The 15,117-nt window shown below is 61.6% G+C and carries 16 protein-coding genes and 2 pseudogenes; 10 read left to right on the forward strand and 8 right to left on the reverse strand.

The window, feature by feature from the left end:
- The first annotated feature begins 139 nt into the window (after positions 1–139).
- Entirely contained in the window at positions 140–532 is a 393-nt protein-coding gene (locus tag AACY52_RS11660) for a DUF4398 domain-containing protein (RefSeq protein ID WP_339420951.1), read from the forward strand.
- Between the two features lie 10 nt (positions 533–542).
- Positions 543–1,316 (forward strand): OmpA family protein, encoded by a 774-nt coding sequence (locus AACY52_RS11665; protein ID WP_339493748.1) that lies wholly within the window; start codon positions 543–545, stop codon positions 1,314–1,316.
- A 110-nt stretch (positions 1,317–1,426) separates the two neighbouring features.
- On the opposite strand, the pseudogene AACY52_RS11670 reads toward AACY52_RS11665, so the two are convergent.
- The 4 genes and pseudogenes from AACY52_RS11670 to AACY52_RS11680 form a co-directional block, all read right to left on the reverse strand.
- A pseudogene (locus AACY52_RS11670) lies at positions 1,427–1,591 on the reverse strand (aldehyde dehydrogenase family protein); the annotation flags it as partial.
- The gene (locus AACY52_RS32225) at positions 1,552–1,698 is read right to left on the reverse strand and encodes an aldehyde dehydrogenase family protein (protein WP_370468022.1); all 147 of its coding nucleotides are present in this window, start codon (positions 1,696–1,698) and stop codon (positions 1,552–1,554) included. The gene AACY52_RS32225 and the pseudogene AACY52_RS11670, both read right to left, overlap by 40 nt.
- A gap of 153 nt (positions 1,699–1,851) precedes the next feature.
- The gene (locus tag AACY52_RS11675; protein ID WP_339427881.1) at positions 1,852–3,045 is read right to left on the reverse strand and encodes a DUF1835 domain-containing protein; all 1,194 of its coding nucleotides are present in this window, start codon (positions 3,043–3,045) and stop codon (positions 1,852–1,854) included.
- A gap of 235 nt (positions 3,046–3,280) precedes the next feature.
- Positions 3,281–4,357, reverse strand: coding sequence for an aldo/keto reductase (locus AACY52_RS11680; protein ID WP_339427880.1), 1,077 nt, complete (start codon positions 4,355–4,357; stop codon positions 3,281–3,283).
- Positions 4,358–4,489: 132 nt separating this feature from the next.
- On the opposite strand from AACY52_RS11680, the gene AACY52_RS11685 reads away from it, so the two are divergent.
- Together AACY52_RS11685 and fetB are read left to right on the forward strand one after the other, a co-directional pair.
- Positions 4,490–5,167: an ATP-binding cassette domain-containing protein gene (locus tag AACY52_RS11685; RefSeq protein WP_339418070.1), complete on the forward strand. Its 678-nt coding sequence runs from the start codon at positions 4,490–4,492 to the stop codon at positions 5,165–5,167.
- Positions 5,164–5,955 carry an iron export ABC transporter permease subunit FetB gene (gene fetB, locus AACY52_RS11690; protein WP_339418069.1) on the forward strand — a complete coding sequence of 264 codons (792 nt, stop codon included), beginning with the start codon at positions 5,164–5,166 and terminating at the stop codon, positions 5,953–5,955. Before AACY52_RS11685 ends, fetB begins: the two co-directional genes overlap by 4 nt.
- Positions 5,956–5,995: 40 nt before the next feature.
- Here the strand turns inward: fetB and AACY52_RS11695 are convergent, their stop codons facing one another.
- Entirely contained in the window at positions 5,996–7,069 is a 1,074-nt protein-coding gene (locus AACY52_RS11695; RefSeq protein ID WP_339560507.1) for an L-idonate 5-dehydrogenase, read from the reverse strand.
- Between the two features lie 14 nt (positions 7,070–7,083).
- Positions 7,084–7,857, reverse strand: a complete 774-nt coding sequence (locus AACY52_RS11700) for a glucose 1-dehydrogenase (protein ID WP_339418064.1) — start codon at positions 7,855–7,857, stop codon at positions 7,084–7,086.
- Between the two features lie 148 nt (positions 7,858–8,005).
- Here AACY52_RS11700 and AACY52_RS11705 point away from each other — a divergent pair, with 148 nt between their 5' ends.
- From AACY52_RS11705 to AACY52_RS11725, 5 genes are all read left to right on the forward strand, one after another.
- The gene (locus AACY52_RS11705; protein WP_339418063.1) at positions 8,006–8,878 is read left to right on the forward strand and encodes a LysR family transcriptional regulator; all 873 of its coding nucleotides are present in this window, start codon (positions 8,006–8,008) and stop codon (positions 8,876–8,878) included.
- A gap of 106 nt (positions 8,879–8,984) precedes the next feature.
- Positions 8,985–9,605 carry a glutathione S-transferase gene (locus AACY52_RS11710; protein WP_339437184.1) on the forward strand — a complete coding sequence of 207 codons (621 nt, stop codon included), beginning with the start codon at positions 8,985–8,987 and terminating at the stop codon, positions 9,603–9,605.
- An 18-nt stretch (positions 9,606–9,623) separates the two neighbouring features.
- Complete coding sequence (locus tag AACY52_RS11715) at positions 9,624–10,541, forward strand: LysR family transcriptional regulator (protein ID WP_339427878.1); 918 nt, start codon at positions 9,624–9,626, stop codon at positions 10,539–10,541.
- A complete protein-coding gene (locus tag AACY52_RS11720; protein WP_339560508.1) occupies positions 10,541–11,425 on the forward strand; it encodes a LysR family transcriptional regulator in 885 nt (294 codons plus the stop codon). The genes AACY52_RS11715 and AACY52_RS11720 overlap by 1 nt, the downstream gene beginning before the upstream one ends.
- Positions 11,426–11,504: 79 nt before the next feature.
- Positions 11,505–12,503 (forward strand): pyridoxamine 5'-phosphate oxidase family protein, encoded by a 999-nt coding sequence (locus AACY52_RS11725; protein ID WP_339418058.1) that lies wholly within the window; start codon positions 11,505–11,507, stop codon positions 12,501–12,503.
- Here AACY52_RS11725 and AACY52_RS11730 read toward each other — a convergent pair.
- Positions 12,473–12,930: pseudogene (locus AACY52_RS11730) on the reverse strand (transposase). The gene AACY52_RS11725 and the pseudogene AACY52_RS11730 overlap by 31 nt on opposite strands.
- Positions 12,931–13,255: 325 nt before the next feature.
- Between AACY52_RS11730 and AACY52_RS11735 the strand changes: the two are divergent.
- A complete protein-coding gene (locus tag AACY52_RS11735) occupies positions 13,256–13,660 on the forward strand; it encodes a Rid family hydrolase (protein WP_339427876.1) in 405 nt (134 codons plus the stop codon).
- A 261-nt stretch (positions 13,661–13,921) separates the two neighbouring features.
- Here the strand turns inward: AACY52_RS11735 and AACY52_RS11740 are convergent, their stop codons facing one another.
- A complete protein-coding gene (locus AACY52_RS11740) occupies positions 13,922–14,716 on the reverse strand; it encodes a helix-turn-helix transcriptional regulator (protein ID WP_339418053.1) in 795 nt (264 codons plus the stop codon).
- Positions 14,717–15,117 lie beyond the last annotated feature (401 nt).

The following is a 15,117-nucleotide window of genomic DNA, read 5'->3' on the forward strand; positions in this document are numbered from 1 at the left end:
CCTACAGATAGATGGGATTTTTCATTCTTTCAGTCCGTATTTTTCCTCCTAGGATGGCGCGCTCGTTTGATCGCAAGCGAGACGGCAAGGGCCGCTCCATCGGTCCTGCAGCCATAAGAACATGCTTAGGAGTCAACACATGAAGATGACCAGTGTGAGCAAACGCCTGCGCCGCTCGGCCTGGGCCGTGATCGTCGCCGGTGCATTGGCAGGCTGTGCTACGCCGCAGCCGCCTGCGGCAAAAATCTCCCTGGCGCGTGATTCGGTTGGGCGCGCCCTGGCAGCGCAAGCGACCCAGTTCGCCCCGCTGGAGATGAAAACTGCCCAGGACAAACTGGCACGCATGGAGCAAGCCATCGGCGAAAAAAATTACATTCAGGTCGACGCCTTGGCCGATCAGATCGAAGCCGATGCCGGCCTGGCCGAAGCCAAGGCCACTGCGGTGCGTAAACAACAAGTCTTGAAGCAGGCGCGGGAGGGCATCCAGGTGCTCAAACAGGAAATGCTCAACGCCCCCGCGACTACCCACTGAGGATCTTGCCATGCGTGCCACTCTCGTCATTCCTGTTCTTTCGGCCCTGGGCCTGGCCTTGGCCGGCTGCGCTACCCCACCGGAAAACCCGCAACTGCTGCAAGCGCGCAGCCAGTTCTCCAGCCTGCAGCAAAAGCCTGAGTCCAGCACCCTGGCGGCGGTTGAAACGCGCATCGCCTCCAACGCACTGGACCGCGCCAACCAACTGTCCCTGCACAGCCGTACTGACCCGCAGATCGATCAGCTCGCGTACCTCGCGACGCAGAAAATCGCCCTCGCCGAGCAGACCATCGTCGGTCGCAAAACCGATGCTCAACTCGACAACATCGCCGTCGACCGTACCCAGGTGCAGCTCGACGTTCGCACTGCGCAGCTCAAGGCCTTGCAGGCGATGAAAGCGCAGCCTACCGAACGTGGCCAGGTCGTCACCTTTGGCGATGTGCTGTTCGATACCGGCAAGGCTGAATTGAAACCGGGCAGCCAACGGGACTTCCAGCGGCTGGCAAACTTCTTGTTGCAGAACCCGGAGCGTCAGGTACGCGTTGAAGGTTTCACCGACAGCACCGGTGGCGATGCTTACAACCAGAGCTTGTCCGAGCGCCGTGCCCAAGCGGTTGCCCGTGGCCTGCAACGCCTCGGCGTCGGGGCTGAACGTATTGCAGTGATGGGCTACGGCAAGCAGTTCCCGGTCGCCGATAACCTCAGTGCGCCGTCACGCCAGTTGAATCGCCGCGTGGAAGTGATTGTGTCCAACGATGCGTCGGCGGTCAGCGCACGTCGCTAAGCAGGCGGGTTGTTCGATGTGGCTGTTGTCGCGCCCCGGCGCGGCATGCCATTGAGCCGGGAGCGGCACTGCCGCTCCCGGACTTGACGCTCGCCAGTCGGTAACGTGTATCAGCCGAAGCCAACGATGGCTTTGGTTTCCAGGTATTCCTCAAAACCATAGATACCGTACTCGCGCCCATTTCCCGAGCGCTTGTAACCTCCGAAGGGCGCCTTGGGGTTCCAGGCCGGGTAGTTCAGGTGCACTTGCCCGGCGCGAATGCGTGAGGCGACGGCAGATTCGGCGACTTGCCGCCCAATTCCTGTGTGACACGTTTCACTGTAGGTGCGGCGGCCTGTGCAACCAGTGCTCCGGCGCGGTTTGAAGCGGTGATTGAAATCATGTCGATGTGGAGCGGCCCACGTTGCGGACCGTTGACAAGGACGGGGCGACGCCCCGTGCGAGCAAGCTGTCGATCGCTACGCGAATCACCTACCAGGGCGACCCGGTGGTGGTTACCTGTGCGATCGGCTTATCGCCTAAGCGGTAACGGACGTCAGCCACGCCAGCTCGGCATGGCGCCGTCTATCGCCCAATGGGGGCGGCCAGGTCTCAAGCACACACCGCCGACCCAGCGCGCATGGCTGGCGTGGTCGAGCCAATAACTGTCGCCGCTCAGCACCTGATGCCCCAATGGCGTCAGCGTTAATTCGCGTCGAGGCCAGTCCCGGTCCGGTTCTGTCTCGGTCAATAACGGATGCTTGCCATCAATCAACGGCCGCATCAGCGCATGGAACATCATGTCCCCCAGGAACGGCAGCGGCTCGCGCTTGGCCATCAACTCGGCAAACACCCGACCAAACGGCACCGGCCCGGCTTCGGCAATGTAGGTCAGGGACAGGCGTTCGGTGAGCGATAAACCATCCCGGATGCCCGGCAGCTCCTGCAACTGGCGTAACAGTGCGGGCGCCAGCAACGGTAAGGCGGCATGTGTGCCGTGGGCCAGTTCCGCCAAGGTTTCGGGTGACGGTTCGCAATACGCCGACCAGGCCTGTTTGGCCAATTGCACCGCGTCATCGTCGATCAAACGCCGTTGCGGCCAAAGCCAGGCCAGCACATCGGGTGCCAATTGGCCGATGCCGATAAAACGTTCGACACCTGGGATCCGGTCGACTTCGATCAGCTCCAGCTTGCGCGGCGCCTGCTCAAGACCTGCGAGTGCGCGGATCAGGAACAGTTGGTCGTAGGCATCCGCCTCGCACCACAGCACGCTGTGATCGGTGCTGGTCAAGGCTTGCAGCTGGTCGTATTCATCGGCGACACGGCGCGCTACCTCCGTTTCGTCGAGGGCGAAGGCCTGGCTGATAAACGTGCTGCGCAGGGCGCGGAATGCTTCGCTGGGCACGTCGCGGACCGGCCCCATGCACAGTGGGTCAGTGAGCATTTGGAAGTGTCCCTTGAACCCCGCTATCTGTAGGCTATGCGCGATGTCATTGCCGCAGCGCCAGTGCGTGGTGCGGGCTTCATCGCTGGCAGCGAAGTCGGGGTGGCGAGCGGCGAAGTCGATCGCATCGACGTGGGCCTTGAGCTTGGGCCAACTGCTGAAACCCAACTGCTTGGCGATCTGCCATTGAGCCTGGGACAAGGTGGCGGCGGGATCCTGGATTCTCAGGCGCGGCAGCAGTTCCTTGGCACGCTTGCGCTGCTGCCCAAGGTTGAGGCGGCCATCGGTGTTGACGTGGTGGGACATACGAGCTCCTTGCACAAACCTTTTCCGCTTTAAGGTTGGGAGTCGTAGACAAAAGAGGGTGTTGCAGGGTCTTGGGCGCAGCCCTTTCCGCGGAAGGTGGCGTAGAGAGCGCCAGGCGGGAAATATAGGCAGTGTAAGGCGCGATTGCAAATTCCCGAGGGCACGCTGATCAAACTGTGGAAGCGAGCAGGCCCGCTCCCACAGTTTTTGCTCTGCGGTGTGTCACCTGCCCGCGCTACTTGTCGGTGCGCGCATCCAGGGTCTTCTGATGCTCCGCCAGAAACGGCTGTTCCGCCGGATCAAAGCGGTCGATACCGGCGGTGAAACGATGCCAGTACGGGTACAGCGGCTGGCGACGTGTCACCGCCTCGATGCGCAAAGACTGCTCTTCGGTGAGTTTCAGTTCAGTCGCCGCAAGGTTGTCACGCAGGTGCTCTTCGGTGCGCGCGCCGACAATCAGCGAGGTGATCCCCGGTCGATCCTTGAGCCATGCCAGGCACGTGCGGGCAACTGAGACACCGTGTTCATCACCGACAGCAGCGAGGGTTTCAATAATGTCCAGGGCGCGCTCCTGGTCGTGCACATAGGGTTCCGGCCAATCGCTGCCCTGACGGGTGTTAGCGGGCGGTTTGTGCCCGCGACGGGTGGAACCGGTCAGCAAACCCTCGCCCATCGGGCCCCATACCAGGGTGCCCACTGACTGATCCAGCGCCAGTGGCAGCAGCTCATACTCGGCTTCGCGGGATTCCGGGGTGTAGTAGATCTGCTGGGTGATGGGCTTGAGCATGCCATGCAGCTCGGCTTTGCCCAGGGTTTTCATCATCTGCCAGGCGGTGAAGTTGCTGGTGCCGAAGTAGCGGATTTTGCCCGAGCCCACCAGCAACCGCAGCGCTTCGAGGGTTTCCTCGATGGGCGTCATACCGTCCCAATTGTGCAATTGGTAAAGGTCGATATGGTCGGTACCCAAACGTTTTAAACTGGCCTCACACGCACGGATCAAGTGATAGCGCGAGGAACCAGAGTTGTTCGGGTTCTTGTCAACGGGGCTGCGGCCCTTGGTGGCCAGGAGGATGTCGTGGCGCTTGTCGCCCAGGGCTTTACCGACCACTTCTTCGGCCAGCCCGTGGGAGTAGAGATCGGCGGTGTCGACCATGTTCACACCCGCGTCGAACGCGATATCGAACATGCGCTTGGCCTGGGGCACGTCCACCGATCCGCATTTTTCAAACTCTGCGCGGCCGCCAAAAGGCACGGTGCCCAGGATGATTTCGGACACCAGCAAGCCGGAATGGCCCAGTTGTCGGTATTGCATGTTGCCTCCTACTGAACGTTGCACGTGATGGTGTGAACGACGTGGGTGGCGATAGTTTGAATTTTTTCATGAAAACTTCGTGCGTCTGCCTCACCATTGCGTCTATCAGGATTTACAAGGAGCCCCGCGTCCATGAGCGCACTGATCGAAACCCGCGCCCTCATACGCATGGACGAGCGCCGCCAAGTGCCCTTGCTCCAGCCCACCGATTTCAGCTTGACCGCCAGCGACCGCGTGTCGATCACCGGCGCGTCCGGTTCCGGAAAAAGTGTGTTCCTGCGCGCGCTGGCGTTGCTGGATGCGCCCACGTCCGGGCAGATCCTGTGGAACGGCCAGCCAATCGGCAATGCGCAGATTCCCCATTACCGCTGCCATATCAGCTACCTGTCCCAACGCCCGGCGCTGCTCGACGGCACGGTGGAAGACAACCTGCGCTTTCCCTTCAGCCTCAAGACCTCGCGCAAGCGTAGCTTCGATCTGGCGGCGGTCACCACACTGCTCGGGCACGCCGGCAAGGCCCCGGATTTTCTGGCCAAGCGCGCCGTCGACCTGTCGGGTGGTGAATCCCAGGTGGTTTCGCTGATCCGCACCTTACAACTCAACCCCGAAGTGCTGTTGCTCGACGAACCCACCGCCGCCCTTGATCCAGCTTCCTCGCGCGAGGTGGAAGCGTTGATCGATGCGTGGTTTGCCGGCGATCTCACACGGGCCTTTATCTGGGTGTCCCACGACCTCGACCAGGCCCGGCGCATGAGCGACATCCACTTGCAGATGAGTGCTGGCGTGTTGAGCGCAGTGACACCGGCATGAACTATCAAAACCTCACCGCGCTGGACATGGGCATCGCCGCCTCGCTGATCCTGATTAACGGTGCGCTCTCGTTGCTGTTGCGCCTGGGCCTGGAGCGCCAGTTGCTATGGGCGGCGGCGCGGACCGTGGTGCAACTGCTGGCCATCGGTTACCTGCTGGGCTGGGTGTTCGAGTTTGCCTACTGGTACGTGGTGCTGCCGTTGATGTTCGCCATGACACTGATCGCCGGTCTCTCGGCAGCGGGGCGTGGGCAGCGGACTTATCGGGGGCAGCGCGTCGACAGCATCCTGTCGGTGTGGGGCAGTTCGTGGCTGGTAACGGCGGTGGGCCTGTTTGCGGTGATCCGTATCCATCCGTGGTACGAGCCGCAGTATGCGATCCCGATTCTCGGCATGATCCTCGGCAACACCCTGACTGGCGTATCGCTGGGTATCGAACGCATGACCCAGGAGCTGACCTCAGGGCGCAACACCATTGAAATGATCCTGGCCCTCGGCGGCTCACGCTGGGAAGCGGCGCAGGAAGCCATCCGTCAGGCGGTGCGCGCGGGGATGATCCCGACGCTGAACCAGATGACCGTGGTGGGCATCGTCAGCCTGCCCGGCATGATGACCGGGCAGGTGCTGGCGGGAGAGAGCCCGGTGGATGCGGTGCGGTATCAGATCGTGATTATGTTCTTGATTGCGGCCTCGTCGGCGTTGGGCACGGTGGGGGCGGTGCTGTTGACGTATCGGCGGTTGTTTTCCCCAAGCCATCGGTTCTTGCGCGATCGTTTGCAAGAGCGCTGATGGCCTCGGGAACGCCACTGAACACTGTGGGAGTAGGGGCTCAGTGTTGTTGGGAGGGCTGCACTCCCGGATCAGGCACGCCGAAATCCAACACCACCTTCATCGCCTGCGTCTTGTCCGCCGCCAGTTCAAACGCCTGCAGCGCCTGCTCAAATGGCACCGTATGGGAGATTACCGGGCGCACGTCGATGATCCGGCGGTTGAGCAAGTCCACCGCCTGGGCGAACTCCGGGTGGAAGCGGAAGGTGCCTCGCAGGTCGATCTCGCGGCTCACCAGCAGATTGAGCGGCAGCGACACGTCGCCGCCCAAGCCCACGGTGACCAGCACGCCTCGCGGCGCGATGCATTCCAGGCCGTTGCGCAGGGCCTGGGCGCTGCCGGAGACTTCGAACATGACGTCGAAATAGCCTTTTTCAGTGGTGTAGCGTTTCAGCGCATCGGCACCGCCAGCGAGGTTGTGGGTGCGCGTGGCCCCCATTTTTTCAGCGCAGGCGAGGGCGCTGGTAGACAGGTCCACAGCGACAATTTCAGCGGCGCCAGCAGCGAGCAGGCTACCGATCAACAGGTTGCCGATCGGACCGCAGCCGGTCACCAGCACGCGCTTGCCGAACACTGCGCCGGCCCGTTGGATCGCGTGCAAACCCACAGACAAGGGTTCGGCCAACGCCCCTTCGGCCAGGCTGACTTCATCGGCCAGCAGATGGGCCTGATGGGTCTCGATCACCAGGCTTTGGCGAAACGCGCCCTGGATATGCGGGAAAGGCATGGCGCTGCCGTAGAAGCGCATGTTCAGGCAATGGTTGGGCAAACCTTGATGACAGTAACGGCAACCACCGCAGGGGCGCGACGGGGATACCGCAACGCGTTGCCCGACCTTGAACGACCCGGCATCGCTGCCCACCGCGTCGATCACCGCCGACACTTCATGGCCGAGCACCATCGGCTCGCGCAGACGCACGGTGCCGAAGCCGCCGTGCTGGTAGTAGTGCAAATCGGAGCCGCAGATACCGCCCCGGGCGATGCGTACCCGCAGTTGGGCGGGGGCGAGGGGCTGTGGTTCGTCCCGGCGGTCGACTCGCAAGTCTTTCGAGGCATGGCAGACAATGGCGTGCATACAATTCTCCAGGGTTACAGCGACGCGGTGATGCCACCGTCGACGTAAAGAATATGACCGTTGACGAAGCTGGCGGCGTCACTGGCGAGGAATACGGCGGCGCCGGCCAGCTCGTCCACCTCACCCCAGCGGCGGCTCGGTGTGCGTTGCACCAGCCAGTCGCTGAATTGCGGATTGGCGACCAGATTGGCGTTCAGCTCGGTCTTGAAATACCCAGGCCCGATCCCGTTGACCGTCAGCCCATGGGGGCCCCAATCGATGGCCATGCCCTTGGTGAGCATTTTCAGCGCGCCCTTGCTCGCCGCGTACGGCGCAATACCCGGGCGGCCCAACTCACTTTGCACCGAGCAGATATTAATGATGCGCCCACGCTTGCGCGGAATCATTGCCCGCGCCACGGCCTGGCCGACCAAAAAGGCGCTGTCGAGGTTGGTGCTGATCAGTTCGCGCCAGTGCTGCTCGCTGTAGTCTTCCAGCGGGCCACGGCGTTGCATGCCGGCGTTGTTCACCAGGATATCCAGCGGGCCGAGGCGTTCTTCGATGTTCGCTACGGCGGCCTGGATGGCCGCGCTGTCGGTCACATCAAAGGCCTGTGTGTGCACCTCGAGGCCTTCCAGCGTCAACAGTGCGGCGGCGTCGCGCAAGGTACTGCGGTTGCGCCCGTTGAGCACCACCCGCGCACCGGCCTGGGCCAGGCCGCGGGCGATCGCCAGGCCGATACCGGCGCTGGAACCAGTGACCAGCGCAAGCCGGCCATCGAGGCGAAAGTGGTCTAAAACGTTGTGCATGGGGCGGTTGCTCCTGACGCGCTTATTGTTATCAGCAAAACCCGATGATGTCCTGCTTGGTTGGCCTCAGTTCACTCCAGTACAGGCAGTGGGTCCAATGTTCATTTATGATCGGGTGATCAACATCTGTGATAACCGGGGAAGCTTGATGGAGCTAAAGCACTTGCGCGCCTTTGTGGTGCTCGCCCAAGAGCTGCATTTCGGCAGGGCGGCGGCGCAGCTGTCGATTGTGCAACCGGCGTTGAGCATGCAGATCAAATTGCTGGAAAGTGGCCTGGGCGTACGCCTGCTGGATCGCAATCGCCATTCGGTGACCCTGACCGATGCGGGCCGCGTGTTTCTGCCTGAGGCCCAGGCCACTTTGCATCAGGCGGCGCGTGCGGCGGACGCGGCGCGGGCGTCCAATCGCGGCGAAATCGGCCGGGTGCGCCTGGGGTTTGTGTCGTCGGTGCTGCCGCAGTTGTTGCCGGAATTGATTCGCACGGTGCACCGGCGATACCCGCGTATCGAGCTGGAGCTCAAGGACATGGCCGGCCCCGACCAGGCTGCCGCGCTGAAGCGCGGCCTGCTGGACTTCGGCCTGATGCGCCTGCCCGCCAGTCACCCCGGCGTACAGACCCGTGCGGTGTTGCACGAGCATTTTTGTGTGGCGTTGCCGATGGATCATCCCTTGGCGTTGAAGCCGTCGATCCACCCCACCGATCTGCTTCGGGTGCCGGTGTACATTCTCGCGCGACGCTATGCGCCGGGTTTCTACGACGAATTTATCCAGGCCGTGGGCATGCCCCTGGAGATCGCTTCTGAGCTGGGCGAATTTACCACCATGCTCGCGCTGGTCTCCGCAGGGCTGGGTGTTGGGGTGCTGCCGCAGCAGGCGGCACGGGCGCTGCCGTCCAATTGCGTGTCGCGGCCTATGGAGCTGGGCGCCTTTCAGGCCACTACTGGTTTGGCTTGGACCGAGCTGGACAGTGCGGTGAAGACCACCTTGTTCAACCTGATCGTGGCATTATCCGGCGCGTGATTGTTTCGCCGGATGAAATACTGGATTGTAAATCCTGGTGATTCCTGCGGTCGGGGCAGCGGTGGAACATGCGGGGCGTCGATACCCCACGCTGTTGGAGCTTCTCATGATCAAACTCTATGGTTTCCCGTTGTCCGGCCACTCCCACCGGGTCGAGCTGATGCTGTCCCTGCTGGGGCTGCCCACCGACTATATCCTCGTGGACCTCAAGCAAGGCGCCCACAAAGCCCCCGACTTTATTGCCACGGTCAACAGCTTCGGCCAGGTGCCAGCGATTGACGACAGCGGCACTGTGTTGGCCGATTCCAATGCAATCCTGTTCTACCTGGCGACCCAATACGGCAAAGGAAAATGGCTGCCGAGCGACCCTTTGGGGCAGGCCCGCGTGCAGCGCTGGCTCTCGGTTGCCGCCGGTCAACTTCACGCCGGGCCCGCCACAGCACGGTTGGCCCTGGTGTTTGGTGCCGAGGTCGACACTGTCACTGCCATTACCAAATCCCACGCTTTGCTGAAGTTGATCGAAGCACAACTGAGCCAAAGCCGCTTCCTGGCCAGCGAGCAACCGACCATTGCCGATATCGCTTTCTACACCTACGTGTCCCATGCGCCGGAAGGCAATGTATCGCTGGCCGACTACCCTCATCTGCGTGCCTGGCTCGCCAGCATCGAGGCGTTGCCGGGCTTTGTCGGCATGCCGCGCACGGCGGTAGGTTTGCAGTCACAGTAACGTTCAAGAGGGCCACCGATGGATCGATTTCATGAAATGCAGGTGTTCCTGGCGGTGGCCGAGGAGGAGGGCTTTGCCGCCGCCGCGCGCCGCCTGAAAACCTCACCCCCGAGCGTGACACGGGCCATCGCCGCGATGGAGGCGCGCATCGGCACTCAACTGCTGGCACGCACCACCCGCAGCCTGCACCTGACCGAAGCCGGCCAGCGTTACCTGGAAGATTGTCGGCGCATCCTGGCGGAACTCAATGAAGCCGAGGAAGCGGCGGCGGGCAGTTATTCCATCCCCTGTGGCCACCTGACGGTGACCGCGCCGGTGCTATTTGGCGAGCTGTATGTGGCGCCGGTGCTGGGGGAGTACCTCGACCGGTTTCCCTTGGTCAACATCAACGCCTTGCTGGTCGACCGCGTGGTCAACATGAGCGACGAAGGCGTCGATGTGGCGGTGCGTATTGGCCATCTGCACGAGCCGGGGCAACAGGCGATCAAGGTCGGCGAAGTTCGTCGGGTGGTGTGTGCATCGCCGGCCTATCTCGACCGGCACGGGCGGCCCCGGCATCCGTCGCACGTGCGTGAGGCCAAGATTGCCACGTCGTCCAGCCAATTGGTGAGTGAGTGGAATTTTGTCGACGCGGATCAGCCGCTGACGGTGCCTATTGAGCCGCGCCTGGTCGTCTCGGCGAACAATGCCGCGATCAACCTGGCGAGGCTGGGCTGGGGCATGACGCGGGTACTGTCCTATCAAGTCGCAGCCTCGGTGGCCGCCGGGGAGCTGGAAATTGTCCTGGAAGCCTTCGAGCCGGCACCCTTGCCCATTCAGGTGGTGTTCCAGAGAAGCGGCCGCGTGCCTGCCAAGATCAACACCTTTGTCGACTTTCTCAGCCATCGCCTGAGCCAGGACGCCGCCCTTAACCCGGCGATGAAACGGCGCAGCTGATGGCGCGTTATCGCGATATGCAACTGTTCGCCGCGCTGGCCGGACAACCGAGCCTGGCCTCGGCGGCGCGGGATGCGCGGGTGTCGGGGCCCACCCTGGTGCGGGCGATTGCACGCCTGGAAGCGCGTTTGCGCGTGCCGTTGCTTGAGCGCAGTACGCGCGGCGTTAGCCTGACCGACGCTGGCAGCGCCTACCTGGTCGACTGCGTGGGCCTGCTCACCGCCGTGGACGCCGCCGAAGCCTCGGCCAAAGGGTTGCATGTGCAGGCCGAGGGCAATCTGCGGGTGTTTTTGCCATTCCTGTTCAGCCGCTATGTGATGGCGCCAGTGTTGGCCGACTACATGGACCGCTACCCCGAGGTGCGCCTCGTTGCTCACTACCATGACTATTACCCGAACCTGCATGAAGAGGGACTGGATGTGGCGATCCTCGTCGGCGAACTGCCCAGCTCATCGTTGATTGCACGGCCGGTGGGCCGGGTGCGGCCTATCCTTTGCGCGAGTCCCGATTACCTTGCGGCCAACGGCGAACCCCTGCACCCGGATGACCTCATGCTACATCGGCTGATTGCCAGTGCCGATCAGGTGTATTGGGATTTCCATGGCTATCAGCTCAAGACCCGCGCGCGCCTGAACTGCGCCACGGTGCAGGGCGCGATCAATGCGACCGTGCACGGGGCGGGGCTGATTCGCTGCCTGAGCTATCCGGTTCACGAGCATCTGCTCAAGGGCCAACTGCGGCAGGTGTTGCCGGACTACGAACCGCCGTCGCTGCCGGTGCACGTGGTGTATCGCGAAGGTCGCAATGCGCCGATGCGTGTGCGCAGTTTTGTCGACCACTGCGTGGCTGCGCTGCGCGAGCATCCAGCCTTTCAACTGGCGTAATAGTGGATTGCCCGGAGTGGTTATTCCCTCGGTGGTTGGCAAGGCGCAGCATCGAGGTATCCAACATGAGGTGCTCGCCATGAACCTGATCGAACAAACTCCCTGGCATGCCGGCGAACGGCAGATGCAAGCAGCGGTTGGCGTGGCCGAACGCATGGCCGTGGTCGGGCCCAAGGTGATTCGTGATCATCTGCCGGAGCAGCATCGGGATTTCTATCCCTTGTTGCCTTACCTGATGTTGGGCGCGGTGGACGAGCAGGGCATTCCCTGGGCGACGATGGTGGAAGGGGCGCCGGGCTTTGTCCACTCGCCACGCCCACAGACCTTGCAGATCGATAGCCTGCCGTCTGCGGGCGATCCTGCCCGCAACGCTTTGCTCAACGGCGCGTCGGTGGGCGTGCTGGGCATCGACCTCAACACCCGCCGTCGCAACCGCATGAATGGGCGAATCAGCGGGCGCGATCACGATGGTTTTTCGGTCGACGTGGTGCACACCTTCGGCAATTGCCCTAAGTACATCCAACTGCGGCCGATCGATTCCATCGCGCGCAAGCCCGGCACGCAGGTGGAACGCTTCAATGGCCTGGACGACGCGGCACAAGCGATGATCCGCGACGCCGACACGTTTTTTGTCGCCAGCTACGTGGACGTGGACGGCCAACGCTCGGTGGACGTCTCCCATCGCGGTGGTAACACCGGCTTTGTGCGGGTTGAAGGCAACGTGCTGACCATCCCCGACTTCGCCGGCAACCTGTTCTTCAACACCCTGGGCAACTTGCAGGTGAACCCGCTGGCGGGGTTGCTGTTTGTCGATTTTGCCTCGGGGGATGTGTTGCAGGTTGCCGGGCGGACCTCGCTGATCCTCGACGGCCCGCACGTGGCCTTGTTTGAAGGCGCCCAGCGCTTGTGGACGGTGACCGTGGAGCACGTGATCCGCCGCCCGGCGGCGTTGGCGCTGAGGTGGGGCATTGGTAGGCTGTTTCGTGCCGTAGGACGCATTGGGAAGCAACGGGTTGGTCATCTCGATGATTGCCCATCGGCGCGCTGTCAGAGCCAGGCAGCATCCCACAGTGAGTAATCGCCTACCCGCTCAACCAGGCCTGCTCGCAACGGGTTAGCCACGATGTAGCGCGCCATCGTACGAATATCATCCTCTACACGCACAGCCCTATCGTAATAACCAGGTTGCCAGACGCGTTCCTTGCTTCTGCGACGCCTGTTAATCGTCAGCGCACTGCGTGACTTGATGCGCCGGACAACGTCGGCCAACGTCTGCTGTTTCAACTCAAACAGCCAATGAATATGGTCAGGCATAATTACCCATGCCGTGGAATCGACCAACCAAGTTCATGAACTTGTCGGAACTCGGCAACCATCAGGCGACCCAGGAACAGGTCGGCGAACAAACGCTGGCGGTGGTGAACGACGATGGTAATGAGATAGCTACGTCCGTGTTCTGAGTAGCGACCGTGACGCAGGCGATGTGTTTGAGGTTTTGGGCGCAATCCGTTGCTCCAGGAATAGTGCTTAGGAACATTAACGCTAGCTCGCGATTTACAGTGAACCTCCGCGATTTGGTCACTGAATATTTGTAGTGAGCGGGCTCGCCCCGCGTTGGGGGGCGAAGCCGCCCCAAAACGGATCCCCGCGCTGTGTCAGGTGAGTTTTGCGTTGCCTTGTTTGGGGCGGCTTCGCCCCCCAGCGCGGGGCGAGCCCGCTCACTACAAGGGTCCCGGGCATGATGGTTGAAATGTTGCCAGATATTGAATCACCAGATTGCCCCAACCCAGTGCGTTAGCCTTGTTTTCCCACCGACAACAAGGACTCGTCATGCAGCGAAAAGTCATCAATCCCACAACCGTGTTCAACTCCCTGCAATATGGCTTCAGCCAGGCACTGGAAGTACCGGAAGGCCGGCGCATCCTGCTTTCCGGCCAGGTGGGCGTGGATGCCCAGGAGCGTACTGTCGGCCCTGGCATCGCTGAGCAGACCGCGACCGCCCTGGACAATATCGAAAAGGTTCTGGCCGAGGTCGGCGGCGATCTGTCCCATGTGGTGATACTGTGGCTGTATATCGTCGAGTCAGCGCGTGACCAGCAGGAGCCGATTGCCCAAGCGCTGCGTGAGCGCTTCGCGCACAACCCTCCGCCGTCTTCGTGGATCATTGTCAGCGGGTTGTCGTTGCCGCAGTGGTTGATCGAGATTGAGGCTGAGGCTGTGATTTCACGACAGTGAGCGCAACAAATCCCCTCACCACAGGAAGTGCCTCATCCCACGGGGCCTCCAACGCTTTACATCAAGGGACGTAGGATTGCTGTCGATGTCGCCGCGGTAGCGGTGTTTGGTCGGGAGGATATCCGGGCGGCATTGCAGCAGGACCCCGGGAACGGGTGGGCGCGCTGGATACGCTACTGTGCCTGAAATACCTCGGGCCTTTGATAGTCTGCGATCAACCGCTGAGCATCCCTACCATCGCGAATGCGCTCAATTTACTCATCAAGCACCGATCATCCATTTGGCCAAACCATGCCGGCCACTGACGCCCAGCTTGGCAGCGGCGCGCTTGAGGTAGGTTTCGATGGAGCTGTTCTTCACGCTGAGTTTTTCCGCCATCTGCGGCACGGTGCCGCCCGTCAGTAGGCCGAGGCACACCTCCTGCTCGCGTGCCGAGAGGGTGATGTCGCCGAGGGACAGGCGCTGGTAGAACTCACGCTGCAATTGCGATTGTTCCAGCAACGTGTGGGCCGGTTCGACTTCGGCGTGCGGCGCCTGGCGCAGGCTCTGCGCATGGCACTCGATCAGTGGCAGCAAAGTGTCCGACAGGCACTTGAGAAACGACAACTCGGCCAGGGAAAACCCGCGATGGTTGGGCGGACGATAAAACGAAATCACACAGCGCCGGTTGCCCTGGCGCGACACCAGGTTGCACTGGTGCGAGTTGCCGCGTGGGTACGCGCTTTTAGCCTTGGCCTTTAGCTGGATCAGCAGCGGGTCCTGCATGCCGAGCATTTCCCGCAGCAACGGGTGGTCGTCCATGGAGTTCAGGGGCAGGGGCGGCGGCAGATCCTGCGTCTGGCCAGCGCTGCCGAGCAACGTGATATCGAGCACGCGGTTGCGTAGCTCGTCGAGGGTCCATTCGCTGAGGTCCACCAGGTGGATCGGTACCCACTTGTCCACCAGGTGCAGCATGTGCGCGGCGAAGTCCGCGTGGCCACTGTTGGCAATCAACTCGCCCATTTCGGCATAGAAATTCGGGCTTTGGGTGTTTGCAATACTGCGGGTCAAACTCATTGCCATCTCATCCTTGATGTCGAAAACCGTCTACAAATTCTCTGGCCTTTGCGGGGCGATCCTTGGCTCACACACCAGAGTGGGTACTCGAAATTGTAGTTGGCTAGGGGATTCGTCCTACGCATGTGGCGGAAACGATCGATACAAAGTGCCATAAAAACCACGTCATTAATTCGACGTTTCTGAGGGACAATTCCGGACGCGAAAAACCTAGAGATGTTTCTGAGGTTATTTAACGTATTGATAATTAAGTAATAATTACTTTTTTGAGGTGATCGTGAAATCCGGCAGCGGCTAAACATAGCCAATGTCCTACAGCTTTTTAATCGTTTCAGCGGCTCACCGTCAGCCTAGCAATCAACCAACTGCTGATAAGGAACCTATAACTCAAAGTCTTTTTG

The organism is Pseudomonas sp. EA_65y_Pfl1_P113, assembly GCF_963970525.1.
GTDB classification, from domain to species: Bacteria; Pseudomonadota; Gammaproteobacteria; order Pseudomonadales; family Pseudomonadaceae; genus Aquipseudomonas; species Aquipseudomonas tritici.

What these genes read in the sequence shown, in the direction of transcription:
- AACY52_RS11660 (WP_339420951.1), top strand. Translation starts at nt 140, where the DNA reads ATGAAGATGACCAGTGTGAGCAAACGCCTGCGCCGCTCGGCCTGGGCC.
- AACY52_RS11665 (WP_339493748.1), top strand. Translation starts at nt 543, where the DNA reads ATGCGTGCCACTCTCGTCATTCCTGTTCTTTCGGCCCTGGGCCTGGCC.
- AACY52_RS32225 (WP_370468022.1), bottom strand. Translation starts at nt 1,698, where the DNA reads ATGATTTCAATCACCGCTTCAAACCGCGCCGGAGCACTGGTTGCACAG.
- AACY52_RS11675 (WP_339427881.1), bottom strand. Translation starts at nt 3,045, where the DNA reads ATGTCCCACCACGTCAACACCGATGGCCGCCTCAACCTTGGGCAGCAG.
- AACY52_RS11680 (WP_339427880.1), bottom strand. Translation starts at nt 4,357, where the DNA reads ATGCAATACCGACAACTGGGCCATTCCGGCTTGCTGGTGTCCGAAATC.
- AACY52_RS11685 (WP_339418070.1), top strand. Translation starts at nt 4,490, where the DNA reads ATGAGCGCACTGATCGAAACCCGCGCCCTCATACGCATGGACGAGCGC.
- fetB (WP_339418069.1), top strand. Translation starts at nt 5,164, where the DNA reads ATGAACTATCAAAACCTCACCGCGCTGGACATGGGCATCGCCGCCTCG.
- AACY52_RS11695 (WP_339560507.1), bottom strand. Translation starts at nt 7,069, where the DNA reads ATGCACGCCATTGTCTGCCATGCCTCGAAAGACTTGCGAGTCGACCGC.
- AACY52_RS11700 (WP_339418064.1), bottom strand. Translation starts at nt 7,857, where the DNA reads ATGCACAACGTTTTAGACCACTTTCGCCTCGATGGCCGGCTTGCGCTG.
- AACY52_RS11705 (WP_339418063.1), top strand. Translation starts at nt 8,006, where the DNA reads ATGGAGCTAAAGCACTTGCGCGCCTTTGTGGTGCTCGCCCAAGAGCTG.
- AACY52_RS11710 (WP_339437184.1), top strand. Translation starts at nt 8,985, where the DNA reads ATGATCAAACTCTATGGTTTCCCGTTGTCCGGCCACTCCCACCGGGTC.
- AACY52_RS11715 (WP_339427878.1), top strand. Translation starts at nt 9,624, where the DNA reads ATGGATCGATTTCATGAAATGCAGGTGTTCCTGGCGGTGGCCGAGGAG.
- AACY52_RS11720 (WP_339560508.1), top strand. Translation starts at nt 10,541, where the DNA reads ATGGCGCGTTATCGCGATATGCAACTGTTCGCCGCGCTGGCCGGACAA.
- AACY52_RS11725 (WP_339418058.1), top strand. Translation starts at nt 11,505, where the DNA reads ATGAACCTGATCGAACAAACTCCCTGGCATGCCGGCGAACGGCAGATG.
- AACY52_RS11735 (WP_339427876.1), top strand. Translation starts at nt 13,256, where the DNA reads ATGCAGCGAAAAGTCATCAATCCCACAACCGTGTTCAACTCCCTGCAA.
- AACY52_RS11740 (WP_339418053.1), bottom strand. Translation starts at nt 14,716, where the DNA reads ATGAGTTTGACCCGCAGTATTGCAAACACCCAAAGCCCGAATTTCTAT.